This is a genomic window from Pseudomonas sp. PARCl1 (assembly GCF_947311875.1).
Taxonomy (GTDB): Bacteria; Pseudomonadota; Gammaproteobacteria; order Pseudomonadales; family Pseudomonadaceae; genus Aquipseudomonas; species Aquipseudomonas juntendi.
In genome coordinates this window covers 83,173-109,667 of sequence record NZ_CAMZMX010000013.1, presented here as the reverse complement: position 1 = coordinate 109,667, position 26,495 = coordinate 83,173, and the positions used below count along the sequence as shown (strand labels likewise).

At 56.9% G+C, this 26,495-nt stretch carries 23 protein-coding genes; 5 read left to right on the top strand and 18 right to left on the bottom strand.

Features of this window, described 5'->3' with window-relative positions; all coding sequences use genetic code 11:
* Positions 1-41: 41 nt before the first annotated feature.
* The 5 genes from QME24_RS10080 to QME24_RS10060 all read right to left on the bottom strand — a co-directional run bounded on the left by QME24_RS10080 (position 42) and on the right by QME24_RS10060 (position 6,920).
* Positions 42-1,613 carry an EAL domain-containing protein gene (locus tag QME24_RS10080; RefSeq protein ID WP_280091152.1) on the bottom strand — a complete coding sequence of 524 codons (1,572 nt, stop codon included), beginning with the start codon at positions 1,611-1,613 and terminating at the stop codon, positions 42-44.
* Between the two features lie 175 nt (positions 1,614-1,788).
* Positions 1,789-2,193 (bottom strand): hypothetical protein, encoded by a 405-nt coding sequence (locus tag QME24_RS10075; RefSeq protein WP_280091151.1) that lies wholly within the window; start codon positions 2,191-2,193, stop codon positions 1,789-1,791.
* Positions 2,194-2,997: 804 nt separating this feature from the next.
* A complete protein-coding gene (locus tag QME24_RS10070) occupies positions 2,998-4,314 on the bottom strand; it encodes an OprD family outer membrane porin (protein WP_280091150.1) in 1,317 nt (438 codons plus the stop codon).
* 77 nt (positions 4,315-4,391) lie between these two features.
* Positions 4,392-5,693 carry an MFS transporter gene (locus tag QME24_RS10065; protein ID WP_280091149.1) on the bottom strand — a complete coding sequence of 434 codons (1,302 nt, stop codon included), beginning with the start codon at positions 5,691-5,693 and terminating at the stop codon, positions 4,392-4,394.
* Between the two features lie 48 nt (positions 5,694-5,741).
* Positions 5,742-6,920 carry a M20 aminoacylase family protein gene (locus QME24_RS10060; RefSeq protein ID WP_280091148.1) on the bottom strand — a complete coding sequence of 393 codons (1,179 nt, stop codon included), beginning with the start codon at positions 6,918-6,920 and terminating at the stop codon, positions 5,742-5,744.
* Between the two features lie 131 nt (positions 6,921-7,051).
* Here QME24_RS10060 and QME24_RS10055 point away from each other — a divergent pair, with 131 nt between their 5' ends.
* The 4 genes from QME24_RS10055 (at position 7,052) to QME24_RS10040 (ending at position 11,451) form a co-directional block, all read left to right on the top strand.
* On the top strand, positions 7,052-8,005 hold the full coding sequence (locus QME24_RS10055) for a LysR substrate-binding domain-containing protein (RefSeq protein WP_280091147.1): 954 nt from the start codon (positions 7,052-7,054) through the stop codon (positions 8,003-8,005).
* Between the two features lie 139 nt (positions 8,006-8,144).
* Positions 8,145-8,237 (top strand): hypothetical protein, encoded by a 93-nt coding sequence (locus QME24_RS10050; RefSeq protein WP_280091146.1) that lies wholly within the window; start codon positions 8,145-8,147, stop codon positions 8,235-8,237.
* A 162-nt stretch (positions 8,238-8,399) separates the two neighbouring features.
* Complete coding sequence (locus QME24_RS10045; protein ID WP_280091160.1) at positions 8,400-10,022, top strand: sensor domain-containing diguanylate cyclase; 1,623 nt, start codon at positions 8,400-8,402, stop codon at positions 10,020-10,022.
* Between the two features lie 529 nt (positions 10,023-10,551).
* Complete coding sequence (locus QME24_RS10040) at positions 10,552-11,451, top strand: LysR substrate-binding domain-containing protein (protein WP_280091159.1); 900 nt, start codon at positions 10,552-10,554, stop codon at positions 11,449-11,451.
* Between the two features lie 475 nt (positions 11,452-11,926).
* Here the strand turns inward: QME24_RS10040 and QME24_RS10035 are convergent, their stop codons facing one another.
* The 8 genes from QME24_RS10035 to QME24_RS10000 form a co-directional block, all read right to left on the bottom strand.
* On the bottom strand, positions 11,927-12,925 hold the full coding sequence (locus QME24_RS10035; protein WP_060519736.1) for a DUF4917 family protein: 999 nt from the start codon (positions 12,923-12,925) through the stop codon (positions 11,927-11,929).
* Between the two features lie 164 nt (positions 12,926-13,089).
* On the bottom strand, positions 13,090-13,650 hold the full coding sequence (locus tag QME24_RS10030) for an arsinothricin resistance N-acetyltransferase ArsN1 family B (RefSeq protein ID WP_060519738.1): 561 nt from the start codon (positions 13,648-13,650) through the stop codon (positions 13,090-13,092).
* A complete protein-coding gene (locus tag QME24_RS10025) occupies positions 13,643-14,725 on the bottom strand; it encodes an ArsO family NAD(P)H-dependent flavin-containing monooxygenase (protein WP_101195987.1) in 1,083 nt (360 codons plus the stop codon). The genes QME24_RS10030 and QME24_RS10025 overlap by 8 nt, the downstream gene beginning before the upstream one ends.
* A gap of 25 nt (positions 14,726-14,750) precedes the next feature.
* Entirely contained in the window at positions 14,751-15,254 is a 504-nt protein-coding gene (locus tag QME24_RS10020) for a cyclin-dependent kinase inhibitor 3 family protein (protein WP_082422063.1), read from the bottom strand.
* Positions 15,255-15,258: 4 nt separating this feature from the next.
* A complete protein-coding gene (gene arsH / locus QME24_RS10015; RefSeq protein WP_060519744.1) occupies positions 15,259-15,972 on the bottom strand; it encodes an arsenical resistance protein ArsH in 714 nt (237 codons plus the stop codon).
* Between the two features lie 23 nt (positions 15,973-15,995).
* Positions 15,996-16,466 (bottom strand): arsenate reductase ArsC, encoded by a 471-nt coding sequence (locus tag QME24_RS10010; protein ID WP_031314387.1) that lies wholly within the window; start codon positions 16,464-16,466, stop codon positions 15,996-15,998.
* A 14-nt stretch (positions 16,467-16,480) separates the two neighbouring features.
* A complete protein-coding gene (locus QME24_RS10005; RefSeq protein WP_060519746.1) occupies positions 16,481-17,764 on the bottom strand; it encodes an arsenic transporter in 1,284 nt (427 codons plus the stop codon).
* A gap of 27 nt (positions 17,765-17,791) precedes the next feature.
* Positions 17,792-18,148: a metalloregulator ArsR/SmtB family transcription factor gene (locus QME24_RS10000; RefSeq protein WP_060519748.1), complete on the bottom strand. Its 357-nt coding sequence runs from the start codon at positions 18,146-18,148 to the stop codon at positions 17,792-17,794.
* A 733-nt stretch (positions 18,149-18,881) separates the two neighbouring features.
* On the opposite strand from QME24_RS10000, the gene QME24_RS09995 reads away from it, so the two are divergent.
* Positions 18,882-19,214, top strand: coding sequence for a DUF2790 domain-containing protein (locus tag QME24_RS09995; protein WP_039614978.1), 333 nt, complete (start codon positions 18,882-18,884; stop codon positions 19,212-19,214).
* Between the two features lie 135 nt (positions 19,215-19,349).
* Here the strand turns inward: QME24_RS09995 and QME24_RS09990 are convergent, their stop codons facing one another.
* The 5 genes from QME24_RS09990 to QME24_RS09970 form a co-directional block, all read right to left on the bottom strand.
* Positions 19,350-19,676, bottom strand: coding sequence for a four-helix bundle copper-binding protein (locus QME24_RS09990; protein WP_101195988.1), 327 nt, complete (start codon positions 19,674-19,676; stop codon positions 19,350-19,352).
* Positions 19,677-19,836: 160 nt separating this feature from the next.
* Positions 19,837-20,190 carry a copper-binding protein gene (locus tag QME24_RS09985; RefSeq protein WP_060519755.1) on the bottom strand — a complete coding sequence of 118 codons (354 nt, stop codon included), beginning with the start codon at positions 20,188-20,190 and terminating at the stop codon, positions 19,837-19,839.
* Positions 20,187-23,345, bottom strand: coding sequence for an efflux RND transporter permease subunit (locus QME24_RS09980; protein ID WP_060519757.1), 3,159 nt, complete (start codon positions 23,343-23,345; stop codon positions 20,187-20,189). Before QME24_RS09980 ends, QME24_RS09985 begins: the two co-directional genes overlap by 4 nt.
* A complete protein-coding gene (locus QME24_RS09975; RefSeq protein ID WP_060519759.1) occupies positions 23,342-24,805 on the bottom strand; it encodes an efflux RND transporter periplasmic adaptor subunit in 1,464 nt (487 codons plus the stop codon). Before QME24_RS09975 ends, QME24_RS09980 begins: the two co-directional genes overlap by 4 nt.
* Positions 24,802-26,052, bottom strand: a complete 1,251-nt coding sequence (locus QME24_RS09970) for a TolC family protein (RefSeq protein ID WP_280091158.1) — start codon at positions 26,050-26,052, stop codon at positions 24,802-24,804. Before QME24_RS09970 ends, QME24_RS09975 begins: the two co-directional genes overlap by 4 nt.
* Positions 26,053-26,495: the final 443 nt, after the last annotated feature.

The following is a 26,495-nucleotide window of genomic DNA, read 5'->3' as shown; positions in this document are numbered from 1 at the left end:
TGCATCATCGGCAGATGACTCGATCACATTAAAACTCAGATCTACGCTTTCCCCGCCTGTTCGGGCAACGCATGGGGCTCACCGGCCAGATAAGAGACGAACGCGTCAGCGCTCATTGCCTTGGCGAAGAACCACCCTTGAGCGTAGCGGACGTTGTGGGCGCGTAAATACGCTGCTTGCTCTGCAGTCTCAACACCCTCCGCGACTATAGCCAAGCCTAGCGAATCCGCCATATCGATTAAGTGGTCGATGAGCGACGCGGCCGACTTTGGTTGAGAAATACGATCAACGAAAGATTTATCAATTTTCAAGATATCCAGCGGTAGCTGTTGGAGGTTCTGCAGATTCGAATATCCCGTTCCAAAATCGTCCAGTGCCGTCACATAACCCGACCCGCGGGCTTTGCTCATGGTCTCCTTCGCCGATCTCAAATCCATGAACCCCGTCTCAGTTGCCTCTAGCCAAATCTGTGAAGGGTAAACACCGGCTTTCGTTCTCATCTCATCCAGGACATCGATAAAACGTCCGCTGGCCACGTCTGATGCTGCTAGGTTGATAGAGACATGCATGGAGCGATCGGCCACAAGCACATTTCTCAGGTCGCGTATCACCTGGGTCATGACCTGCTCAGTAATGGCTTGGATAAGGCCGCTCTTTTCGGCCAGGGGGATAAAAACGTCAGGGCTGATTGTCACATGATCGGGCTTTATCCACCTTATCAACGCCTCCGCACCCACGCATCGCCCCTGCTCAAGCTCGATAATCGGTTGATAATGCACTACGAACTCGTGCCGCTTCACCGCGCGCTCAAGGGCTGCCACGGGTGATAGGCGCCGCTTCGATATTCGCACGATACCGAGCACCGCGAAGCCTGCAAGCAATGCGCCCAGCGGGAGCATGTAGGCCGAGTGCCTCAGAAGGATACGCAAGAGTTCTGGGCGGGGTATTGCTGCAATCGCTACCCAGGAACCTTGCCGGATGGATGTGTAGAGGTAACCCTCCCTGAGACCTCGGGTCGGGCCCATGTGCGCCAGCGTGACGATGGTTTTGCTTCCTTGGCTGGTGGCACCTATGAGATCACCGTTAGTCGTCGCTATTGCAAGCCTGACACGATGATCCAACAGCACATCCAACAATTGCTCGGAATCGACAAGCACGTTGAAGGCCGCGTATTCCAAAGCCATCAGTGGCTTGGCAGACCCCAATAGGGGTGAGACCCGAATCGATATTTTCACACCATCGTCAGTTATAAAATCTGCAGGTAGTGCGTCGATTTTTTTACCAATCATCCCCCAAGAGCCACATACGAAAATGTCCTCCTGAACGTAACCTACTGATTTCACTGAAAAGGTATTGATCGCAACAAGACGCATCTGGTCGATGCTCTCCGGGCTGCAAGGAAGCAGGTCGCTGGACGCAACTGACTTTAGAGCAGTTGAAGCTTGAAGGAGTACTGCCTGGGCACGCTGGGACAATAAAACAGCAATGTCTTCTAGCTGCCGCTCGGTGCTATGGAGCGTCAGCAGCCATCCGATCCCACCCATCACGCCCAATGCCAGGCAAGTGACGAGAACACTCGCGATAACGCCCTGCCAGATCACAGACGACCGCATTGGCTCCGCCTAGTTTATGAAAAAAGGAAATAATGCTCAAAATTTAGACCGCCATCTGAACGCGACCAAACAAGACTGGTTGCCACGGGTTTGGCGAACACCTCTCGTCAGGCATCCACGTCAAGAATCGAATCCAGAATAGGATAATCCTATTTACCAATCGCTCCCCTAGGTATCAGTCAATTCTGAAGCTGATCTTGTATGGCACAGCCTCACCCCGCCTGGCGGATGCGCGCATCTGAAACACCTGCACCTTGTACTTACCCGATGCCGGTAGTGCTCCAGTCCAATCTGAGCCAATACCACCGCCACCCAATGCGCTGGACTGTCCCGGCTGATCTCCGGGCGCGAACACATTGAAGTTGGCGTTGCTGTTGCCGGTGATCTGCACGGTCATGCGCTGTCCTGACTTCGCTGCCAACGTGTATTCGACGGTGTCATAGCCCTTTATGGTGCCGTTAAGCTGCGCATTATTGGCTCCTTTCACGAAGCTCACCGGTACGGATGAGGCCTTGTCTGCGGCCCAGCAAAGGGATGACACGAATGAGAGTGCTATGCCGTAAATCATGACCTTTTTCATGAGCATTCCTACAGTTAAGAGCTTTACAGGAAGATACGTAGTAAAGGTACCAAGGATTGCTAAAATAGCCAGCGATCGAGAATAAACCTGTGAACGAGACGTTTGACCCTGTTCCGCAGCCTACGAAATCAAGACCACCGGCTTCAAGATTCAAACTACAGCCCTTGGCAGTCAGGCCTTGACCCACAGCCTAGACAAGTAGGTAAACGCGATAATGGACAATTTCCCAACCCAGGCTCTGCCCCTGATCCTCTTAGAATCCAACGGCTTTCGCATCAGCATGTGGCCCAACATCCTATTTCCGTCGATTAGTCCGTGACACGTCTTAGCGCATACGCAAGTTAATGGCTTAAGTTTGTATGCAGGCTTTGTCCTGACCATCATCATGGGCTAGGTGCGTGCTTGACTGGTTTGGGTTGCGTGAGTTTTCTATCCATGTGCCTAGTGTGTTTGCCCTGCACCAAGCGTCTGTCATTCTGAAATACCTGAATAGCACTAGGTGCTGGCAGGTAGATGACCATCCCCCCCGGCAGGTATTCAATCTCCAATGAAGCAGATCCAATTGGCGCCTCCATAACCACCTTCACCGATGCTCCGCGATCAATCCAAAACTCACTTGAAGCGGGTTCGACTACAAGTAGAAGGCGAGCCGAACCGCTATTAATAAATCTTAATTCCTGCTCGTTTCTCATCTTTAACACATCTGGCTCGGTTAGGCTTGAGGGGTATGGGAAGTAATATTTTTGCCACAGCGACAGCCGTTGAGTCCTGCAAAGGCAACTGAAATACACCTCCCGGGTCCGCTCAAAAACAGTTGATTGGCAACTCAAAAATCAGCATGTGCATGTTCACATCGCCATCCGGCTGTCCACGTTTCGCATCATGCAAACCCTCACGTATACGTATCCGCAGGTCCTTGGCTACACCAGACTGAACCACATATCTCGCCTCCAGATCGAGCTCTTGATGTTGTGCGTCATCAGCGCCGTTCCAAGCTCCATAGTGGCTGTTCTCTGAACTCTGGATGTCGTAGCCGACTACGTAGCGAGCCATGAAACTCAAGCCCGGGAAACCGCTTGCAGCCATGTCGAGGTCGTAGCGTAACTGCCAAGACTTTTCATTAGGTCCATTAAAGTCCGACGCCATTATCGGATTGCTCAGGTAAATGGAGTTGCCAAAGGCGCCAGATCCGTTATTGCCAAAACCAATATAATCGAACGGGGTATCACCAATGATCCGCTGGTAGGCGATAGCCAGCCGATGCCTTCCAAAGACATAGGAAACCTGGGAGGAGTAAGCCGTTGTGCGAATGTCGCCGGCGTTAGCCCGTCCTTGGTCCCAAGTGTGGTAGAGGTTCACGTCCAGAGAGAGTCGGGATCGGTCATCCAGGTCCCAGAGGTAGTTTCCTCCTAGATAAGCTTGCCGCCAGAGGTCTTCGAAGTCCGCAGCATAAGCGCTCACGCCCCAGTGTTTCTGGTCATAACGCCCGCCGGCGAAGCTGACCGAATCGGTGGGTACGAATGCATAGTTCGCCCAGAGTTCACCTTTGTTACTGGTAGACGAAGGCTCGGTGCCGGCCGTGAAGCGCCCCGTCTCCAGAAGCAACCCTTCGACATCGCGGTTACTTAGCAGAAAGCCAGTGGCCGTACTGGGAAACAGCCGAGTGTCCGACGTTGCAAAAACCGGGTTCGTAACTTGCATCTGGCCGTAGCGCATTTCAGTAAAGCCGTACTTCGCCTTGATCAGCACACCGGCGCGGCCAAAGCTTCGCTGCGCCTCCCCCTCGTGGTTCATCTGGATATTGCCGTAGCCCGCATGACCATTACCACCCTCAAGCTTGAAGCCGCTGAATCCATAAGCATCAAGACCAATGCCTATCTCGCCCTGAGTGAATCCCGACGCGAAGTTTGCTCGCATACCCAGTGACACGTCGCGAGGGTCACGCCTGTCATGAGTGAAGCGATGATGTCCATCACCCTTCATCTGGCTATTGAGTACTGCGGATCTGCTTGTTATCACGAGATGACTGTCCTCAATAAAACCATTTTCAGCATGCGAGTACGCGGAGAAAACCAGCGGACACAGGAGAATCAGCGGCCTATAGGCCGATAAGATCGTCATCAATCTACTCACCAGAAATCTATCTATCAGTTTTTTTTATTGTCGAGACAGTTGGTGCTACCTATTACATGCCCGGCTTAATCCAGCCGCTTGCCCACGGTTTCGTTCACCATCGTCAGGCCTAACAGGGTCGCAATGAGGCAGAACATCACGTAGAAAGCAGGTGCGTGTTTATCGCCCGTAAGATCGATCAGGCCAGTGGCGAAGAATTGAGCAAAGCCTCCGAAAATGCACACACCCAAGCAGTATACGAGCGACAGCCCAGTGGCCCGGATCGAGCGAGGGAACATCTCGGTCAGCATCACCATGGATGGCACAGTGATCAGCACAAGCAGGAAGGTAGTGGCGAACGACACAAACAGCAGAGTGCCCAGCGTGGGAAAGTGGGTCATCAGCATGAATGCCGGATAAATCAGAAACAGCATTGGAATGGTGCCCATCGCGATGGTGCGACGCCGACCGATACGGTCACTCAGGCGCCCGGCCCAGAGCGACAAAATGATCTGCACCGCGGCCCCCAGACAGGAAGCGCCAATGCCTACCTGCATGGGTAGCTTGAGAATCGCTACCGTGTAGTTGGTCATGTAATCGAGCACAATGTAGCTACTAGCGGTGCCACCGATGGCCATGAGTACCCCGGCAACGAGGGTGCGTCGATGCCGAGTGACAATCTGCTTCAATACCGGCATTTCCTCATCGCCGATTTCACGCTTCTCTGCTGTTTCCTGAAGGTGTCGGCGCATGTAGACGCCGATGGGCAGAATGAACAGGCCCACTGCAAATGGTACACGCCACCCCCAGCTTTCCAGTGCCTCGGCACTCAGGCACGTGGTCAGCGCCAGGCTGATAGCCGATCCCAGAAGAAAGCTCAGTCCTTGGCTGAAGAATTGCCAGCTGCCATAGAAGCCGCGGTTATGATCGCCTGCGTACTCCATGAGCATGGCAGTGGATGCTCCGACTTCGCCGCCTATGGCGAATCCTTGGATAAGCCGGGCGAGCACCACCAGCACTGGAGCGGCGAGGCCTATCTGGGCGTACGTTGGCGCAGTCGCCAGGACCGCCGACCCCAAAGCCATCAAGCTAAGGGTCAGCAGCATGGCCGGCTTGCGACCCGCCCGATCGGCGTAGGCGCCGATAACAATTCCGCCCAGAGGGCGCATTACGAAGCCCAATCCGAAGGTCGCCAACGCCAGCAGTAGCTGACTGAGCTCACTTTGTGCCGGGAAAAACTGGCGACCAATCAGTGTCGCGAAAAAGCTGAAGACGGAAAACTCGAAAAACTCCAAGGCCGAGCCGATGGTGATTGCCGCGATTGCACGATAGGTCAGTACTCTTGAAGCCGGTGCGGCTCCAGCCGCTTGGGATACGGTTGCAGACATGACAGGTCCTCTGCCTCGCAATTGTACGAGGCTGGCAGTTAGCGATGATCAGGCCAGGAAGGTTTCCACCAGACGTACCCAGTAGCTGGCGCCCAGCGCCAGAGCTTCATCGTTGAAGTCGTAGCCAGGGTTATGCACCATGCAGCCACCCTCCCCATCGCCATTGCCGATGACTAGGTAACAGCCAGGACATTCTTCAAGAATTACCGCGAAGTCTTCGCTGCCAGTTAATGGCTGGATTTCGCCGATAACCGAATCCGCTCCTATCCAGTCGAGCGCTACTTGCCGTGCGAAGGCGGTAGGCTTTTCATGATTGAACAACGCTGGGAATCGTTGCCCCTCATCCACCGAAACGCTGACCCTAGCCCCAAAGCTTTCCGCCTGAGACTGGGCAATCTTGGTGATTCTATTAATGAGGTCATCACGCACCGTTGTCTTCAAGGCACGGACACTCAACTGCAGTCGGCAGTGTTCAGGAATGACGTTGGCCGCGTGCCCGGCGTTGAACGCGCCTACTGAGATGACGCCGCAGTCGAGCGGGTCGATATTCCTGGCCACTACGCTTTGGAGCGCCATGACAATCGCAGATCCGGCGAGAATGGAGTCAACGGCCTTATGCGGCATGGCACCATGACCACCGACGCCGTGGACATCGATAGTTACCGTGTCTGTCGAGGCCATGAATGGGCCAGTACGAAAACCGAATTTGCCCACTGCCAAGCCAGGCATGTTATGCATCGCGAATACTGCGTCGCAGGGGAAGCGCTTGAACAGCCCATCCTCGAGCATGCTTCGTGCGCCTCCATCTCCTTCTTCGGCGGGCTGGAAGATCAGATTCAGGGTGCCATCAAAATTGCCATCCGAAGCGAGAGCCTTGGCTGCCGCCAGCAGCATAGCCGTATGGCCGTCATGCCCACACGCGTGCATCTTACCTTCGAAGCGGCTCGCGTAGGGCAGCCCGGTCATTTCCTCTATGGGCAAGGCATCCATGTCAGCACGTAGACCAATGCTGCGCAAACCTTTACCGCGCTTAAGTTGACCAACTACACCTGTCTTCCCTATTCCACGATGAACTGCATAGCCCCATTCCTGAAGCCTTGATGCAACCAGGTCGCTGGTCGCGTATTCCTCAAAACTCAACTCGGGATTTGCATGCAGGTGTCGACGTACACCTATCATTTCTTCTTCGATGGCCTTGATGCCTGGGAGAACCGCAGAGTTGCTCATGATGTTTCCTTCTTGTTGTTCTTGGCATGGTTGGGCATGCTCGGGACCATCATAAAAAACCACCTAACGCCTCAGGCAGCCGCAAAGAGGTTGGCCTGAAAACCAAGGGTTTACGCCGGAACCTCTGTCTTATGAAGCTGCATCAACTCCAGGCCCTGGTATCGATAGCCGACAATGGCAGTATTCGTGCCGCGGCTCGCAAGCTCGGTATTTCCCAGACCGCCGCGGCGAAGGCTGTGCGAGAGCTCGAAAGCGAGCTGCAGTTACCCCTACTCAATCGCAATGCCAGCGGCGTGGGTCTGACGCACTACGGCAGATCCTTGCTTACCCACGCTCGACAGATGCTTGAGCAAATGGGTCGCGCACAGCAGGAACTCGCCCATCTCAGGGGGGAGACTGAAGGCCATTTACGGTTCGGGATATCGCCCTGGATGGGAATGTCGCTGCTTCCTGAGGCCGTTCGCATGTTTCGCCAGCAGATGCCTGGAATCCGCCTGGAAATCTTCGAAGGCTTGATGGCGGTGACACTCCCTCGTCTGCGCGAGGGCACCATGGATTTCGCCATAGGGTTGGTTTCCGCCATGCTGCCGCGACCGGAATTCACTTGCGATCCCTTGTTGTCCTACGAGATGTCGGTTATTGCCCGAAAAGGTCATCCGAAGGCTGGCAGCGGCTCGATTCACGATTTGCTGGACCAAGACTGGATAGTCAACTATCCGGACACAAGCCAAGAAGACTTCATGCACGAGCTGTTCTGGCAGCACGCAGCGCAGATACCTATTAACCAGATTCAGAGAGCCCAGTCATTACAGTTGATGTTTTCCCTCATGGAGCAAACCGACATGCTGGGATATTGTCCTGAGCCAATGCTGACGGTGCCGATGTTTCGCGAGCGTATAGTTCGCCTGGATTTAGCCGAGGCATTCGCAACCGACACCATAGGCATCGTCACGCCTCGCAACGCCCAACTAGGCGCTGCCGCCCGGATCTTCGTCGAGTGTTTGCTGCAGACAATTCGCCGCCGAGCGCGCTCGTCCAGACCAGAGGATACGGTCTTGTTCAACACTCTTAATTTACTCATCTAAGACTGGTTCAGCGGCGCAACTGAAAATGGTTGTTTTCTACCACCATCATTTTTAAGTCCCGAGGCAGCTCATCAGCCGTATAGTTCTGAAACGCAGTACGATCGTCGCACTGGACGATTTTGGTACCGGCTACTCGAGCTTGCAGTACCTGCAGCGTTTGCCCGTCTATCTGATAAAAATAGATAGGGGGTCGTCGAGCGCATTGACTAGGTGGATGACTACCCAATGCTAGAACACACCAACGGCCTAGCTCATGAAATGGGGCTGGCCATGGTTGGCGAAAGGCAAAGGACAACACAATCCTGATTCATGCGAGACGATCACGCCCGCCGTGCCTGCTGGTTCGATGATCCAACAGCTCGACCGGTTACCCCTCGCCCTACGGAGACACATGATGGAACGAGTATCCGGCACTGCAAGCACGGATGGCCAGTCGCCTAGAAAGGTCGACAGACTGCATTTACGCTGGTTGATCCTGATATTCGTGATGGTTTCGGTATTAGCGACTTTGGCCAACAGCTTGATCACAGCCTACCGAGTGCAACAGGATGCTTTGATCGAACATGCCCTGGAGTCCAACCGCGCGTACGCAGCAAAGGTCGCCTCCAGCATCGGCGAGTTCCTGCAGTCGGCTCATAGTCATCTCCGCTTCAGTGCAGACGAGTTGGGTAAGCATTGGGGAAATGCTGAAGTGCTGCGAGCTGAAGCTATCCGCTTGCAACGCCAGGATACCGATTTCAACTCCATTGCCATCATCGATGCGACCGGGAGGATCAAAGAGGCCTACCCGGATCGGATGCAGATCAAGGGATCCACGCCTCATTCTCCGGTAGCCGACGAATTCCTCGCTGCGCGCCGCCCGGTGGTCAGTTCCGCCTACATGTCTGCTGCCGGCAACCTGGTCGTCATGATCTCCCAGCCGATCTTCGGGCCTTCTGGAGAGTACTTGGGCGTAATAGGTGGATCGGTGTATCTGCAAAAGCAGAGTGCTTTGCACACCCTCATCAGTCGACATTTCCATCATGAAGGGACTTTCGCGTTCGTGGCTGATAGCCAGCGACAACTGCTCTCACATCCCGAAGAACAACGCATCGGCGAAAAACTGGGATGGAGCAAAACAGTAGATGCAGCGCTTCGAGGAGAGAGTGGATCGATGGCCGTAGAAAATTACAAAGGCGTACCCATGCTGGCGGGGTATGCTCAAGTGCCAGATGCCGACTGGGCAGTAGTCGCGCAGCAACCACGAGAAATAAGCCTGGCGCCTTTGAAGGTCCTGATGCGAGATATGGTATTGGGAATGATACCTGCCAGCTTGCTCGGGCTGCTTATGATCTGGTTTGGCGCAGTCCTTATTTCAAGACCGCTGCAACAGCTCTCGAAGATTGCAGCGCAGTTGTCAGCGTCCGATGCGACCGAGCGACTGAAGGGTATTCGCACCTGGTATAGCGATGCGGCTGCAATTCGCCGAGCGATGCTGGTAGGGGTTGAATTACTGCAGGTGAAGATCGGGCGTCTGAACGAGGAGGCGCGGACAGACCCTCTGACAGGGTTGGCCAATCGCCGAGTCATGACCGATTCGCTGGCCCGGCTGGATGCTTCATTACGGAATTACTGCGTACTGGCTCTCGATATCGACTTCTTCAAGAAGGTCAACGACACCTATGGCCACGATATAGGCGACGTTGCACTGAAGCATGTCGCCGAGATTCTTCGCATCAGCTCCAGAGCCAATGATCTGGTATGCAGGGCGGGAGGCGAAGAGTTTACTGTCGTATTGCCGGATACGGATATCGAGGCAGCCAGGGTTATCGCTGAGCGGATCCGCCAATCAATAGCTAATCATCCAGTTCCTGGCGTAGGCAGCATGACTGTCTCCATCGGTGTCGCAGGCAATGGCCGAGGCAAACCTTGCTCTCAAACCCTGCTCAAGCACGCAGATGAGTATCTGTATGAGGCCAAGCACAGCGGTCGGAACCGCGTCTGCAGTGGCGTCGTTGAACTGACCTCTGATCAGTAGCTTGAGGGTGTTGAACAACATAGTGCCCTCTGGCATGCACGAGCGGGCACACAAGCGAATCTTTTGCAGCAAGCACTCGGCAGAGACTTGCGCAGCCGCGTTCAGTTGGACATTCAAAGGTGGGCCGATGCCTACCGTGTCGGTCGCGAATCAAACCCACCTGTTCTCCACGATTGCAGCATAGGGTAATGCTCTTTAGAAATAATCTGAGGTTCTGCATGATCAGGACAATGGGCACCTGCGCATTCACCTGATGGGTTCACATGCGGAATCAAGGAAAAGGTGGTCGCTCCTAGCTGTCGATGTATTCTCTGAAAAGATACCTGAACATCCCGATAGAACGCTCAACTGGGGCCTTCAGTGCCGGTCTGAAAGCAACGTATTGCTCTGCTAGAGTGAAGACAATGGCCGCTGCGAGTCAGCTCCAAGGCCGGCTGGCAAGCAGTGCTAAGGGCGGCCAAGCAGGACCGCTCATAAGCGGAGCTCAATGGCATCAATATGTGCTGAATGTGCATTACTAGGTATGAAAATGTCGGTATCCAATGCGCAATTGAAAGCCTTTCATGCAGTCGCCGTGCATGGCAGTTTCACACTGGCCGCCCAGAGTCTATTTCTGACTCAGCCTGCCATTTCCGATCAGGTACGCAAACTTGAGGAGCGCTACGGCGTGATGTTGTTTCACCGGAACAAACGGTCGGTGAAACTCACGGATCTAGGTGAGCAATTACTAAAGATCACACAGCGTCTGTTTGCTATAGAGCTTGAAGCAAAGGAGTTACTCCAGGATTCGCGAGCACTGCAGACTGGCACTTTGACGCTGGCAGTCGATGCAGCAGTGCACGTGCTCCCCTTCATCGCCCAGTTCTGTAAACGTTACCCAGGTATCGTAGTAAGGATTGAAACCGGCAATACCGACGATTCCCTTCACCGCCTTTTCGCCTATCAGGCCGATCTCGCGCTGCTTGGACGAGACGTTATTGATGAGCGGCTGATGGCGATTCCTTTGCGCAGCGACCCGTTTGTAGTGTTCGTCGCCCTTAATCATCCATGGGCAGAACGCGCTTGCGTCACGCTTGCCGATCTGCACGAAACACCATTGGTACTGCGTGAGCCAGGTTCAGTTACGCGCCAGGTTTTGGAAGAAGAAATGATTCGTTTGGGGCTGACAATTCGCCCAGCTATCCAGGTGGAAGGCCGTGAGGCCGCGCGTGAAGCCGTTGTCGCCGGAATCGGCGTGGGTATGGTCTCCGCCGCTGAGTTTGGTGCCGATGCGAGAGTGGCCGCATTACCAATCCTCGACTGCACGCGCCGCATGACAGAAACCCTCGTTTGCCTGCCGGAACAGACTTCGCGACGAGTGGTGGCAGCCTTCTTGGAAATGGTAAACGGGATGCTCACTCAATACTCGCCAGATGATCAGGAAGCTTGATCTCCATAAGGTTGCATTAAGCCATGGCTCGAATGGGTTCCCCAATGCATTCAGGCCGTAAGGAAGCATCCCATTCACTGGAGTGACTTTCCTGGCCAAGGCAAATATTTCGCTCAACATAGGAACGAAGAGATTCACCTGATTGGTTTCGCAACTGCATTTTTGGCCGGCCTCCAGCTGGAGGGTTGAGGGTTGGGCGAGGGCGAGGTGATCGCAGGAGCGGATGAGAAAGACCTCACCGGCTCCTGCGACATTTTTAATTTCCTACATCCACCAGTGGATTTAGAGAATTAAAACTGTCGCAAAGAGGCCCAGTTTCCGTGGCCTTCAGCCCGATTCGGAGTAAACGCAAAACTGTCGCGAGCCCCCAAAACCGTTGACTCGGACAAATGCGCCAGAGAATAAAAACTGTCTAGCCCAGTAATGACGGGCCTTACAGCCACCTCTGAGATTTCAGGAGTGGATGTCCTGCCCGCTATTCGGGTTGAACCCAGCAGCCCGGGCTCTCACTGTCGAAGAAATCGACGTCAACTGGCCCCAGGTCATCCTGAATGATTTGGTAAGCCATGTTGCAATAAGGCTGATATCCCCGAAAGACTGAGACGGCTACGCGCTCAATGCCCGTCCCCTTCATTCGCTTGAGCAAATGCCTGTCGTGCTCCCCCAAGCCCCAACCGAACAGTGTCAGTGTCTTCCGGGGCGCCGTAAGCACCTCTCGATAGACAGTCGACAGGTAGTAGCTATTTTGAATCGAAGCTACCTTCTGACGCATGGTTCCTTCACTGACAAACAGCGGTACCACACGCTCGTTTTTCCACTCCTGAAGAATGGCTTCCAGCAAGCCGCCGCCCAATGCGCGGATCTTGAACTCTTCCTCTATGTTGTTGCGGCATAAAGCTAAGCTGCCATGGGGGTAGAACACCAACGTATTCACTCGCTCCTTGTACAGCTTCCGGAATCGACGCCAGTCGTCATCGAATACCCCGCCATCGACGAAGCAGTCTTTGAACATATGGCCGTCCGGGATGTTGAGACCATAGGCCACCGTCCAGTAAACCAGCAGGTCATAGTTTAGCGACAAGACCGTGTCGAACTCCTTCAGATACCGGTACATGTTCGGCAGATGATCGGTGATCTGGTGATATTCAGGGTGAACATCCCGCACTGCCTGGATCAGGCAATCCCGGACGCGCACGTAGGCTTCGTGGGTACGCTGATCTGGGATCTCCAACGATTTGTTGACGTTGGATGCTTGCCAGACGACCCGCAGAATTAGCTCAAAATCTTCTGTCTCAAAAAACTCGAACAGACGCGCCACGTCGTTCTGGAGCAGCTCATTTTCCCTGACATGTTCTAGCAGTGAGCGGTACGCAAAACTCTGCGACACAGCGATACTCGCGCCGTTGCCCAACAAGATGGTACCGCGCTGATAATGCTGAGCTATTTCTGCCCATGGCTTTACGGGGTATGGCATAGAGGCCACCTTCGAGTTGTGATCGCAGGATCATATCTCTGATGGTTCCATCGAGTCTTCTAGGCCGCCGACGTGTCTTCGCAACACGCTAGCTCAGATTCAAGCCCTGGTGACGAAACGCTCAGCGGCCGCTCAAATGGACCCTTCAAAATGGACCTCATGTTCTAACGCGGCATCGGGATTTGGGATAAGAAGCTTGTAGGAGCCTCAGGCCGACAACCCTCGCCACCGAAATCAAACCGCCAATATCCCACGTCATGCCACGCACCGAGTTTGAACCCGACCTGCGAAAACGTACCGATGTGCTGAAAGCCGAGTCGCTCATGGAGACCCACGCTTCCTTCGTTCGGTAAAGAAATACCCGCGTATGCAGAACGATATCCTAGCTGCTTCAGAACCGGCAGGAGAACGTCATAAAGCTGCCGGCCAATCCCACTCCGACGCTGCCCCTCTGCAACGTAGACGGTCACATCTACCGCCCACCGATATGCCGCTCGCGCTCGATGCTGGCTAGCATAGGCATAACCGACCACCCGACCTTGCTGCACAGCCACAAAATATGGATAGGTATGAAGCGTCGTCTCGATACGCTGGCGCATTTCTTCCGCGCTCGGCGCTACCTCTTCAAACGAGATGGCAGTGTGGAGCACAATCGGAGCGTAGATAGCCTGTATGGCTGCAGCGTCTTCTGGACCAGCAATACGAATCTCGATTCCGCTATGCATCCGGCTGCTCCAAGCTGTTCAGGTATTCCACTACTTCGTTTACGGTGCTGCGCGCGGTACGGGTGACGCCGATCAGCGTCGCCGAGGCCAGGGCGGTCCAGTCGCCATATCCGACCAGCCAGAGGCGCGGCTCGCGAATAGAGCGCGACCCGTCAACCTCGACCTTACCGCTGTCATCCAGCACGTCCAAGTCCCGCAAGTGATCCAGAGCCGGCCGGAAACCGGTACACCAGATCACCGCATCGACCTGGGTTTTCTCACCATTGGGCCAGACGACCCCGTCAGGCGTGAATGAGACAAAAGGCCTTACAGACCGTAGGGCTCCTCGCTCGCGGGCCCGGACCACCGGGGGCACCATGACTATATCGCCAAGCCCGCCGACCGGTACGTTGATAACACGGCCCTCCTGTTGAGCCTTGAGGCGCTCGGTAGCCCGCTCGAACAGCACCCGGCCATCGACATCATCAGGCAGAAACGCCGGCTCCTCCGTGGTTACCCACGTTGCGTCGGCGACCTCGGACAGCTCCGCATAGATTTGCGCCCCCGAGTTGCCACCACCAACGACCAGCACGCGCTTTCCTTGGAAAGCCTCTGGTGACTGATAATGGGCGGAGTGAATTTGCTGCCCCCCGTACAGCTCTATCCCCGGATAAACCGGAACATAGGGTTTGCTCCAAGTCCCCGTTGCGCTGATGACGGCACGGGCTTCCCAGTCGCGGTCCTTCGAGCGAACACGAAGGCCACGCCCGGTTCGCTCCACCGCCGTAACGCTGACGGGGCGAACGATAGGAAACCCGTAGCGCGCCTCGTACTGCTCCAGATAGCTGACCACGTGATCCCTATCGGGATTACCTTCGGTGACTAGCGGCATCGGCCAGCCCGCGATCGAGCTCCATGCTGAGGGTGAGAATAGCGTCAGCGAGTCCCAGCCATGGCGCCACGCCCCGCCCGCAGCCTCTTCGGCGTCGAGCAGCAGAAACGACAACTTGGCCCGCTTGAGAAAATAGGCCACCGTAAGCGCGGACTGCCCGCCGCCAATCACGATGACATCGAGTAGTTCGCCGTCGGTGGCCATGGTCTCTCCTGTCTGGCTGGAGCGCTCAGTCTTCGCCGAATTGGTTGATGTAGTTGATGTGCGCAGGCTTCTGAATCGCCCGTGGGCGAAGCTCCTGCACCCAAGCGATCGCCTCGCGACGCGGCATTCCGGATTCGATCAGCAGACGGGCAGCGAACAGCCCGGTGCGACCGGAGCCGCCCTTGCAGTGGATGGCCAGGGCCTTGTTGGAAGCGAGCAAATCGTCTAACTGGTGGCGAATCTCCCCCAACCGAGCCTCGAAGGTTTGATCAGGAGCCTGATCATCCTCGATCGGCAACTGGTACCACTCCAACCCATACTGCCTGGCCGCGACGCCAAGCTCACCAACGCCGTTTTCCTGAAGCTCTGTATCCGACATCAGGGTAACCAGCGCCACGGCGCCAGCCTGCTTCAGCGTCTTCAGGCTTTCAGCAAGATCGCTGGCCTGGGTGCCCGGGCAGGGTGTGAAAATTAGCGCTCCTGGGGCATGGGGCAGCGATTTCATCGAGTAGGGATGTGACATGCTCATGACCTCAAATGGACCGCAGATTGACTCGCTTGGACAGCTCTTCCGCCGACTCCTTGCGCTCGGAGTAGCGATCCACCAGGTAATCCTGGCGGTCGCGCAATAGCAGCGTGAACTTGGTCAGTTCTTCCATCACATCAACCAGCCGGTCATAGAAGGAAGAAGGTTTCATGCGCCCGGCATCATCGAACTCCAGGAAGGCTTTTGGAACCGACGACTGGTTAGGGATAGTGAACATGCGCATCCAACGGCCCAGCACGCGCAATTGGTTCACCACGTTGAACGACTGCGAGCCACCACAAACCTGCATCACCGCTAATGTCTTGCCCTGGGTCGGACGTACGGCGCCCATGGCCAAAGGTACCCAGTCGATCTGCGCCTTAAAGACTGCGCTCATAGAACCGTGACGCTCGGGCGAGCACCACACCTGGCCCTCGGACCATTGCATCAGCTCGCGGAGTTCCAGCACCTTCTCGTGGGAGTCCGGAGCGTCATCCGGGAGCGGCAGGCCGGAAGGGTCGAAGATACGGGTTTCGGCGCCGAACTCTTCCAGCAGGCGCGCAGCTTCCTGGACCATCAAGCGGCTGAATGAGCGTTCGCGGGTCGATCCGTACAGCAGCAGGATGCGTGGTTTATGCGTGGAGGGATCCTTCGGCTCCAGACGCTCCAGCGACGGCAGATCGATCAGTTCTGGCTGGATATTTGGCAGGTGGTCGTTCATTTCAGTCTCCATTGATCCAGGGCCTACAGCGCGCCGATGCGAGCAAGTTCGGCTTTCAGTTCGTCCTGGCTCAGTTGCGAGAAGGGCAGCGCAATGAAAGCGCGCACGCGCTCATCGATCTTCGCAAGTGTGGTCTGGAAGGCTTGTTCGATTTCCGCCTCACTGCCGGTAACCGCCGAAGGGTCGGCCAGGCCCCAGTGGGCTTTGAGCGATGGACCGAAGAAGATCGGGCAGGCTTCGCCGGCAGCTCGATCGCACACGGTGACGACTATGTCGGGAGGAGAGCTCTCGAAGACATCCGAGGCCTTGCTTGAAAGACCAGCGGTGGGGATACCGGCGGCTTCCAAGGTCTTCAGCGCCCGCTCATTGACCTTGCCGCTTGGGAAGCTACCCGAGCTCACAGCTTCCATACCCTCGGGGGCCAGATGATTGAACAGCGCCTCGGACAGGATGCTGCGGCAGCTGTTGTGGGTGCACATGAACAAGACTTTCATCAGATATCTCCGGTTCAAAAGCTCAGGCGTATGGCCAATGCGGCCAAGGTGGCAAGCAGGATCGGCAGCGTCAGGACGATACCGGTGCGGAAGTAGTAACCCCAGGTGATAACGATGTTTTTGCGGGCCAGCACGTGCAGCCACAGCAAGGTGGCCAGGCTGCCGATTGGGGTGATTTTCGGACCGAGGTCACAGCCGATGACGTTGGCGTAGATCATGGCCTCACGCACGATGCCAGTGGCCTCGGCGGAATGGATCGACAAAGCTCCTACCAGTACAGTGGGCATGTTGTTCATGACCGACGACAGGCCAGCGGCGAGCAGCCCCGTCCCGAGGGATGCGCCCCAGACCCCGTAGCCGGTGAAGACATTGAGGATCTGCGTCAGGTAGTCGGTGAGGCCGGCATTACGCAGGCCATAGACCACCAGGTACATGCCAAGCGAGAACACCACGACCTGCCAAGGCGCGTCCTTGAGCACCTTGCGGGTTGAGATCACGTGCCCATGCGCAGCGATCAGGTAGAGGATCAGCGCACAGGCAGCAGCGATGGCGCTGATCGGAACGCCCAGCGGCTCGATGGCGAAGAAGCCGACCAGCAACAGCGCAAGCACCCACCAGCCGGCAACGAACGTCGCCTTGTCGCGGATAGCGGCTTCGGGAGCCTTCAGTTGGTCGAGTTCATAGGTTCGCGGCAGGTCCTTGCGGAAGAACCACAGCAGCATTCCCAGCGTGGCGGCGATACTGACCAGGTTCACCGGCACCATGATCGAGGCGTACTCGCTGAAACCGATGCCAAAGTAGTCGGCGGAAACGATGTTCACCAGGTTGGACACCACCAGCGGCAGGCTCGCGGTATCGGCGATAAAACCTGCTGCCATGACAAATGCCAACGTCGCCGCCGGGGAAAAACGCAGGGCAAGCAGCATGGCGATAACGATCGGCGTCAGGATCAGCGCTGCGCCATCATTGGCGAATAACGCCGACACTGCTGCTCCCAGGAGAATGATGAAAGCGAACAGCTTGCGGGTACTGCCGTTGCCCCAGCGGGCCACATGCAACGCTGCCCATTCGAAGAAACCCGCCTCATCCAGCAAAAGGCTGATGATGATGACAGCGATAAACGTTGCGGTGGCGTTCCATACTATCTGCCACACCACTGGGATATCAGACAGATTCACTACGCCCGCCAGTAGCGCCACGACCGCCCCTAGACCAGCGCTCCAGCCCACCCCCAGACCCTTTGGCTGCCAGATCACCAGAACGATCGTTGCGAGAAAAATCAAAAATGCGATGAACATGGCTCAACTCAGTCAGCGAAGTGAAAATCAAGCACAAGCAGCAGGGCTTTGTGGACGCTCGCCCATTTCAGCAAGGCGCACAGCATCGGCGCTTAGCCACTGGGCGTTTGCATCGACAACACTCTTGAGCATCATCTGCACCCATTCTGGCAAGGACGGATTGAGGCGGTAATACACCCATTGTCCCTGCCGCCGGTCCATGAGGATTCCGGCTTCTCGCAATTGAGCAAGATGCCGAGAAATCTTCGGCTGGCTGAGGTCGAGTGCGCAGGTCAACTCACATACGCATAGCTCGCCTTCACTGGCGATCAGCAAGGTCATCCGGGCTCGTGTTTCGTCAGCGAGACATTTAAAAACGATGGGGGGGGTTAGGGTTTCCCGCATTTGACCTCCTGGGGAACGCAGCACGGGCGGCTCATATCTGGAGGCTCGAATATATGACCATTCAGATATACGGTAAAGCAGATATTAATTCACTGACCAGATGACCGAGTCACAGTAGGAGGCAAAATCCAGGGTTCGCGCCCTTATCCGGATATTGATTCCCTTCCCATCGAGTCCACGATGAACCACCCTGAGATGTCTCTCCGATTGCTTGGTGCCGATCAGATCCAGGGGTTGGATGAGTATCTTTCCGCAGCCGGCTTGCCTACCCCGGACCTTCTGCAGCACGACCGCATGTTCTATTCCTTTCACCGTGGAGAAACGGAACTGGGATATGGGGCATCGAAGGATGGCCAGGCTCGTCTAATTCGTTCGCTGGTTGTGGATCCTGGGAAAGAGGATCCGGGGTCGGTACCTTGCTGCTTAGAGCACTTGAACGCATAGCCGAAGCCGACGGGGCTTAAAGCCTCTGCGGACCACAATTGCGCCCGATTTATTCGAGGCTCGGGGATATGAGCGCAGAGAGCGATCCCTAGCCCCTAGGGTGATTTCCAACTCCGCAGAGTTTGAAAAGCTCTGTCCCGTGTCGGCTTTACCTTAGGCACCCGCAAACTGTCTATGAGGGAATAGCGCTGTCAACCCAGCACAGCCTTACAAAGATGTAATGCCTGGATCACATGGATGACAGCTACCGGGCCTTAGGCTGCAGTCATGTTTTCATGGAGTAATTGAAATGATCAAAGCCAAATGCATCGCCGGCCTACTTCTCTTAATCGCCTCCTCATCCGCTTTTTCCGAAGGAGGTTCTGATCGTTTGCACGGAAAAATGATTCAGGCGAATGAGCAGGCTATGCGTGCATACGCAGCGGCCAATGGAAAAAAGCCACCTGAGGTGATCCATTATCGCTATGGAATGAAGCTGGACGTGGCGAGAGTCATCAGCAGGACTTCGACCAACGGCAGCTGCGACGTGATGCCGGCACAGATGAATTACGAGGACTCAACAGGAGAGCTGAAAATCCTTGAATATCGCACTGCCGGAATTAACTGCAGGGGTCAAAACTGACCGAAGCACAGGTTAATTCTTGAAGTCAGCTGATCACCAGTAGCGCCAGCTGATCGGCCGCCAGGGGGCTTGTGATCGACCGACCGAGGTCTTCCCTAAGTACTTTGCAAAAGAACGACGGTCGGTCGAAATTAATTAGGCAGCCATTGCTTCGCAGGATTGTGCGCAGGCCAAACAGGCTTGTGCGCAATGCTGACAGTGGTCTGCCGTGTGCTTACTGCACTCCTCCCCGCAGGCGCGGCAAATCCTGGCGCACAACGCACAAAATTCCTTGGCGAGCATGCTTTCTCGTGCCATCAAGGTAGCCGCCAGCCTGCACATATCTGCGCAATCCCTGTCCAACTTGATGCAGTCAGCCATCATTTTTACGTCCTGCTCTTGCAGGCAGGCTGACGCGCAGCCTTCACAGGCCAGCGCACAGCGCAGGCATTCCGAGATGCATTCATCAAAGCTACTGTTCATGATCATATCTCCGGTATCGGGTCGATGTGATGCCAGTGCACCGTCTCATGACGGTATGTAGCGTTCGACCTGAGGGGTTCCTGAAGATTGATTACATTTCTGTAAGCTTGTCCGAATCATCTCAGTATGAAGGCGTGCCCGATCATTCAAGGCTTTTCAATCACTGCTTCTGGATGCTCACGATTTTCGCGGAGCTTCCCTCCATGCGGAACCCAAATTTCACCTTGTCGCCTACGTTCAAGCCCTTCAGCTGTGCAGGCTCAGATTGGAAGCCCATGGTCATCGCCGGCCATTTGAGCTCTGCTACCGGGCCGTGCGCTAAGGTGATTTTCCCGCTTTGAAGATCCAGCGCCTTTATTGTCCCCTCAGCATGCGCAGTGGGAGCCGCCTGGCTCCCTTGGCCCCCCTCGGCGGAGGCTGGCATTTTCTTCATGTCCATACCATCCATGTCCTGGGCATGCACACTGGTGGCAAAAGCGGTGACCAGGCCTGCGATGACAATTAGCTTTTTCATTGGATTTCTCCTGAGAGGTTGGGGGTAGTTACAGCAAGTTCGCGGCGACGGATCAGCCAGTACGCCGCAGGGATTACAAAAAGGGAAAGCAAGGGGGCGGTGAGCATGCCGCCCACCATGGGAACCGCGATGCGGCTCATGACCTCGCTGCCGGTACCGCTGCTCCAGAGGATGGGCAGCAAGCCTGCAACGATGACCGCCACAGTCATTGCCTTGGGCCTGATGCGTTGCACCGCGCCCTCACGGATCGCGTCGAGCAGCGCTGTTCGTGTGGTTTCGCCTTTGGCTTGACGCTCAGCCCAAGCGTTATTCAGGTAGATGAGCATGATCACTCCGAACTCCGCCGCTACGCCGGCCAGGGCAATGAAACCAACGCCTGTGGCCACCGACAGGTTGTAGCCCAGCAGGTACAGCAGCCAAACGCCTCCGGTCAGCGCGAACGGTAGTGTGCCCATGATGAGCAACGCCTCACCGAGGCGCCCAAAGGTCAGGTAGAGCAGCACGAAGATGATGGCCAGCGTCGCCGGCACCACCCAGGCCAGACGGGCATTCGCCCGCTCCAGGTATTCGAACTGGCCGGAGTAGCTCAAGCTCATGCCTGGATCGAGCTTCACCTCGCTGTTGATCGCCTGACGAAGGTCTGCCACAACAGACGATAGATCCCGGCCGCGCACATCGATGTACACCCAACCCGAGGGGCGAGCATTCTCGCTCTTAAGCATGGGCGGGCCATCAGCGATACGTATGCGGGCCACGCTGCCGAGCGTCAGCTGACCGCCCTGCGAGGTGTAGATCGGCAGCTGACGCAACGCCTCCACGGAATCACGCCATTCGCGTGGATAGCGCACGCTGATGGGATAGCGGGCCAAGCCTTCAACCGTTTCTCCAATGGTTTCGCCACCAATGGCGCCAGCCACGAGGGCCTGTACGTCGGTGATGTTCAGACCGTAACGGGCAGCGGCATGGCGATCGATATCCAGATCAATGTAGCGGCCACCAGTCAAACGCTCCGCCAGCGCCGAAGTCACTCCAGGAACCTTTTTCGCTGCCCGCTCCACAGCGAGGGTAGCCCGGTCTATCTGGTCTAGGTCGCTGCCGGCCACCTTGACGCCTATTGGGCTCTTGATACCGGTGGCCAGCATATCGATGCGGTTGCGGATGGGCGGGATCCAGATGTTGGTCAGCCCAGGCACACGCACAGTGCGATCAAGCTCCTCGATGAGCTTCTCCGTGGTCATTCCTGGACGCCACTCACTCTTGGGCTTGAGCCGAACGATGGTCTCGAACATCTCCAGCGGTGCCGGGTCGGTAGCGGACTCGGCGCGGCCGGCTTTACCAAAGACACTGGCCACCTCGGGAACAGTTCGAATCAGACGATCCGTTCGCTGCAACAGCTCTGAAGCTTTCTGCGCCGAGAGTCCAGGCAAGGCTGAAGGCATGTAAAGCAGATCACCTTCATCGAGCGGAGGAAGGAACTCGCCCCCAAGATGATTCAAGGGCCACAGACTGCTGAGCAGGATGAGCAATGCTCCAGCGAGGGTAACCAGAGGCCGGCGCAGGACGACCTCTAATGCCGGACGGTACAGCCGGATGAGGCCCCGGTTGAGCGGGTTGCGCTGTTCCGCAGGCAGTGGCCCTCTGATCCAGTACCCCATCAGCACCGGAATCAGGGTCACCGATAGCGCAGCCGCCGCTGCCATTGCGTAGGTCTTGGTAAAGGCCAGGGGTGCGAAGAGACGCCCTTCCTGGGCTTGCAGCGTGAACACCGGGATGAACGATAGCGTGATGATCATCAGGCTGAAGAATAGTGCCGGTCCTACCTCGACGGCCGCCTCTGTCATTACCCTCCAATGCGCTTCGCCTCGCAAGGGTTGACCAGGATGCCGGGCATGCCAAGCCTCAACACGTTTGTGGGCGTTCTCGATCATGACCACGGCAGCGTCCACCATTGCACCGATGGCAATAGCGATTCCGCCAAGGGACATGATGTTGGCATTGATACCCTGATGACGCATGACAATCAGCGCAATCAAGATTCCCACGGGAAGCGACACGATAGCCACCAACGACGAGCGCAGGTGCCAGAGAAACGCTGCGCATACCAACGCCACTACTACGAATTCCTCGATCAGCTTGTGACTGAGGTTCTCCACGGCACGGTCGATCAACTGGCTGCGGTCGTAGACGGTGACAAGCTCCACCCCGGCTGGCAGGCCTTTCTTCAGGGTTTCTAGCTTGGCCTTGACGTGCCCGATGGCCTCACGAGCATTCTTCCCGCTGCGCAGGATCACCACCCCTCCTACGGCTTCGCCGAGGCCGTCCAGTTCGCCTATGCCTCTGCGGGCTTCCGGACCTATCTGCACCGTAGCGACGTCGCCTAATGTCACCGGCACGCCCTTGGTAGCCAGTCGCAGCGGTATCGCTCTGAAATCATCCAGCGATCGCAGGTAGCCGGCCGCACGTACCATGAACTCCGCTTCGCCCTGCTCCAGTACACCGCCACCGGTCTCCTGGTTGGCCTTGCCTATAGCCTCAACCACCTCAGCCTGGGTGATACCGAGGCTGGCCATGCGCAGCGGATCGAGGACGACTTGGTACTGCTTGACCATACCGCCGATGGTGGCTACCTCAGCGACATCCGGCAGGGTCTTGAGCTCATAGCGCAGGAACCAGTCCTGCAGGCTGCGCAGTTGCGACAGGTCATGGCCGCCGTTGCGATCGACCAACGCATACTGATAAATCCAGCCCACTCCGGTGGCATCCGGGCCCAGTACCGGCTTGGCTGCCTCAGGTAATCGCGATTGCGCCTGGCTCAGGTACTCAAGCACCCGTGAGCGCGCCCAATACAGATCGGTGCCGTCCTCGAACAGCACGTAGACGAAGCTGTCACCGAAGGCGGAGAAACCGCGTACCGTTTTGGCCCCCGGAACCGAGAGCATGGTTGTGGTCAGCGGATAGGTCACCTGATTCTCAACGATTTGGGGAGCCTGGCCTGGGTAGGACGTGCGGATGATCACCTGCACGTCCGACAGGTCGGGCAAGGCGTCGATTGGCAGGCTACGCACCGAGACGAAGCCCCATGCCACCAGAAACAGCGTGGCGAGGAGCACCAGCACACGGTTGCCTACCGACCAGCGGATCAGTTTGGCAATCATGGTTGGCCCTCCACCACGTTGATCTGCTCAACTACCATGCCCTCGTCGCGTTCGCGTATGCCAAAGCGAATCTGCGCACCGACCTTGAGGCCATCAAGGAGAGACTGATCAACCACAGGAAAGGTCATGGTCATCCCTGGCATGCCCAGGGTGATGAAAGGACCGTGGGCAACGGTGAGCTGGGTGCCGTCTATCTGCACGACACGGCCATCCGCTTCATGCAGGGCTGGCCCCGCATTAGGCTGACTATCCTGCGCCGTCGCCGCCTCGATGCCTTTCAAATTAGCGTCGGAGTCCAACAGGAATTGCCCGGACGCGACGATGCGCTGTCCTGGCTGAAGGCCCTGCAACACCGCAACTTTCCCTCTGCTCTCCTGGCCCAACACGACTTCCACCGGCCGGAAGCGACCACCGTCTTCAGCCAGCATCAACAGGTCTCGCTTGCCGGTGCGGATGACCGCCTCGGCAGGCACCAAGAGGCTTTGCTCGGAAGACTCGCCGGGATGGAGAGCCACTTGAGCGGTCATCCCAGGACGAAGCCGTCCATCCGGGTTGGGCAACTCGATACGCAGGCGCAACGTGCGGCTCTGCAAATCGGCATCGGCGAGCAACGCGGTCAACTTGCCCGGTATGGGATCGCCTGGGAACGCTGGCAATTGCGCCCGCACAGGCTGGCCTTCGCGAAGACCTTGAGCCTGGGCTTCCGGCACAGCCGCTTCCAGCCAGACGTTGGCCACTCCATTGATCTTCGCCAAGGTAGCCCCCGGCGTCAACGTCATTCCGGGTCGCAAATCGAGAACCTGGATGACTCCGGCCGTGGGTGCGGAGAGTGTGACCGAGAGCTGCACCTTCCCAGTGCTCGCGACCCGGTTGATCAGGTCGGCCGGCATGCCGGCGAGCACAAGCCGCTGTCGTGCCGCCGCCGTCAGCTGCGTGTCGCCGGAATGCCGCAGCGCCAGGTATTCCTCCTGCAAACCAGCCCACTCCGGGGTTAGCACATCGGCTAGAGGAGCCCCTTTGGCAACGATGTCGCCCGTCGCTCGACCATAGACGCGCTCGACGTAGCCGCCAGTCCGGGCCTGCAATACGCTGAAGTCGCGTTCGTCGAACGTTAGAACGCCGCTCACACTCAGGGTCCGTTCTAGCCGGCCAGCCGTCACCGTCGCCAATCGAATCCCAAGGTTTTGCTGGAGCCCAGCCGAGACCTGAACCGCAGGCTGCTCCTCGCCAGCCGTGTCATCCGAATACTTGGGCACGAGCGGCATGTCCATGAACGGCGATTTTCCGGGCGCCGGGAAGTGCTGCTGGGGATACATCGGGTCATACCAGTACAGCGCTTTTTTTTCCTCACCTACTGGCTGGGATGAGGAATACGCACCTCTTCCACCTAGCCAGAAGCCCGCGCCTATCCCAATAGCAAGGGCAGCAGCCACGAGCAAACCAATCGACCTATTCCTCATGCCCGCACCTCTCCATAAACGAAATGCAGACGCGCTGCTGTTGCCGCCAACTGTCCTTGCAGGTCCACATCCTGTAGCAGCGCTTCCACACGCTGCCGGCGTGCCGACAGCACTTCACTCAACGGCGAATTACCGGCGCGGTAGTCCGCCAGAGCGAGGCGTACCCGGTCCTCGGCCAGGGACAAAAGTGTTTCGCGACTGCGCCGTACAGCCCGTTGCAAGCGTTGGTACTCGGCAAGGTCTGTTTCAAGCTGAGCTTGATGCTCGCGCAGGGCAGCGTCCTGCTCATTTTCCAATTGGCGAACTTGTGCGCGTCGTGCCGCAATCATTGGGTCTTGCCGGGAGCTGGTGAACAACGGCAACTGGAAGCTGACTTGCAGGCTGACCATGTTGCTGAAGTCCGGACCACGGCGCTGATAATCCACCCCCCAGGACCAATCCGATTTCTTTTCCGCCTGAGCCTGGTGTACCTGGGCTTGAGCCTCGCGTGTCATGGCGTTGTAGGTATTGAGCTCCGGATGGGCATGGACGGAGTGCAAGTATTCAGCTGCATCTACAGGCCAGACAGGGAACGTCGGCGCGCCAACTTCGGCGTCCTGCCCAATCCAGCGCTTCAGCGCGGCTCGCGCCTGAGCTGACTGACTCAACAGAACGTCTTTCTGCTCGTCCAACTGTGCCAATTCCTGTTTGGGAGCCAACGTATCGGCCGTTGAGCCTGCGCCTCCGGCCAGGCTGGCCCGCACCGTGGAAGCCAGCAGCTGGTTTTCTTTGTAGAAGGCGTCGAACTGTTCAAGCTTTCGCTGCACGGTGTATGCAGCCACCCAAGCCTGTGCGGTTGCCGCCCGAACTTTCAGCCGTTCGAACAGCGCCTCGGCATCGGCTCGCTCGACCGTGGCCTGCGCTGTCTCTATGCGAGCTTTGCGTTTGTCCCGGTTCGGTACTTCTTGGGACAGGCCAACCACCTGCATGGTCATGAAGTCTCTGTTCATGCTCCAGCGGTCGGTGCCTTCAATCGGCAGGTTCTGTACCCCGAGATTCAGGCGCGGATCGGGTAGTTCGCCCGCTGGAATGACTGCGCTGCGCGCAGCTGATGCCTGCTCCTGGCGGGCCTGTAGAGAGGGAGCGTTGCGTTCAGCCAGTTGCAGCGCCTCATCCAGCGACAGCGTTGCAGCCTGTGCCGAGACAGCCGGCAGCAGTATGAACAGGACGGCCGTGGTTATCCGTCCCTGAAAACGTTGGGGAGTCATGAAAATGATTCCTCGAAAGATCAGCGCCCAGGCGCGTGCCATCGCCCCGCTGCTAGGCGGAACGACGGTGTGAAATTAAGAGGGAATCAGACGCGGGGAGGCCGCCATGGATCGGGGGGAGAGCCTGTCGCTATGCCTACCGCGTAGGTATCGGCAGGTCGTGGCTTGGCAAAGGTCAGCCCAGGCGTCAGGAAGCTGAGCTGCACTGTGCTAGCAGTCCTGCACTCCTGGCCGACCTTGCAGGATTTGGCGTGATCGCCGGCCTTGCCCAGGTCTTGGTCCTGGCAGCAGTCATGATCCATACCCGCCATCATTTCCATGCCCATGGTCTGCATTGGGCAAGGTTCAGTCGCCGAATCGATGCCCGCCATCCCGTTAAGCGGAAGCGCCACGATAAGCATCAGGATGGTGAGCAGTCGAATGAACCGATTCATGATGGGCGA

Excerpts from the sequence above, each read along its gene's own strand:
- QME24_RS10080 (WP_280091152.1), bottom strand. The coding sequence starts at position 1,613 with ATGCGGTCGTCTGTGATCTGGCAGGGCGTTATCGCGAGTGTTCTCGTC.
- QME24_RS10075 (WP_280091151.1), bottom strand. The coding sequence starts at position 2,193 with ATGAAAAAGGTCATGATTTACGGCATAGCACTCTCATTCGTGTCATCC.
- QME24_RS10070 (WP_280091150.1), bottom strand. The coding sequence starts at position 4,314 with ATGACGATCTTATCGGCCTATAGGCCGCTGATTCTCCTGTGTCCGCTG.
- QME24_RS10065 (WP_280091149.1), bottom strand. The coding sequence starts at position 5,693 with ATGTCTGCAACCGTATCCCAAGCGGCTGGAGCCGCACCGGCTTCAAGA.
- QME24_RS10060 (WP_280091148.1), bottom strand. The coding sequence starts at position 6,920 with ATGAGCAACTCTGCGGTTCTCCCAGGCATCAAGGCCATCGAAGAAGAA.
- QME24_RS10055 (WP_280091147.1), top strand. The coding sequence starts at position 7,052 with ATGAAGCTGCATCAACTCCAGGCCCTGGTATCGATAGCCGACAATGGC.
- QME24_RS10045 (WP_280091160.1), top strand. The coding sequence starts at position 8,400 with ATGGAACGAGTATCCGGCACTGCAAGCACGGATGGCCAGTCGCCTAGA.
- QME24_RS10040 (WP_280091159.1), top strand. The coding sequence starts at position 10,552 with ATGTCGGTATCCAATGCGCAATTGAAAGCCTTTCATGCAGTCGCCGTG.
- QME24_RS10035 (WP_060519736.1), bottom strand. The coding sequence starts at position 12,925 with ATGCCATACCCCGTAAAGCCATGGGCAGAAATAGCTCAGCATTATCAG.
- QME24_RS10030 (WP_060519738.1), bottom strand. The coding sequence starts at position 13,650 with ATGCATAGCGGAATCGAGATTCGTATTGCTGGTCCAGAAGACGCTGCA.
- QME24_RS10025 (WP_101195987.1), bottom strand. The coding sequence starts at position 14,725 with ATGGCCACCGACGGCGAACTACTCGATGTCATCGTGATTGGCGGCGGG.
- QME24_RS10020 (WP_082422063.1), bottom strand. The coding sequence starts at position 15,254 with ATGAGCATGTCACATCCCTACTCGATGAAATCGCTGCCCCATGCCCCA.
- arsH (WP_060519744.1), bottom strand. The coding sequence starts at position 15,972 with ATGAACGACCACCTGCCAAATATCCAGCCAGAACTGATCGATCTGCCG.
- QME24_RS10010 (WP_031314387.1), bottom strand. The coding sequence starts at position 16,466 with ATGAAAGTCTTGTTCATGTGCACCCACAACAGCTGCCGCAGCATCCTG.
- QME24_RS10005 (WP_060519746.1), bottom strand. The coding sequence starts at position 17,764 with ATGTTCATCGCATTTTTGATTTTTCTCGCAACGATCGTTCTGGTGATC.
- QME24_RS10000 (WP_060519748.1), bottom strand. The coding sequence starts at position 18,148 with ATGCGGGAAACCCTAACCCCCCCCATCGTTTTTAAATGTCTCGCTGAC.
- QME24_RS09995 (WP_039614978.1), top strand. The coding sequence starts at position 18,882 with ATGATCAAAGCCAAATGCATCGCCGGCCTACTTCTCTTAATCGCCTCC.
- QME24_RS09990 (WP_101195988.1), bottom strand. The coding sequence starts at position 19,676 with ATGAACAGTAGCTTTGATGAATGCATCTCGGAATGCCTGCGCTGTGCG.
- QME24_RS09985 (WP_060519755.1), bottom strand. The coding sequence starts at position 20,190 with ATGAAAAAGCTAATTGTCATCGCAGGCCTGGTCACCGCTTTTGCCACC.
- QME24_RS09980 (WP_060519757.1), bottom strand. The coding sequence starts at position 23,345 with ATGATTGCCAAACTGATCCGCTGGTCGGTAGGCAACCGTGTGCTGGTG.
- QME24_RS09975 (WP_060519759.1), bottom strand. The coding sequence starts at position 24,805 with ATGAGGAATAGGTCGATTGGTTTGCTCGTGGCTGCTGCCCTTGCTATT.
- QME24_RS09970 (WP_280091158.1), bottom strand. The coding sequence starts at position 26,052 with ATGACTCCCCAACGTTTTCAGGGACGGATAACCACGGCCGTCCTGTTC.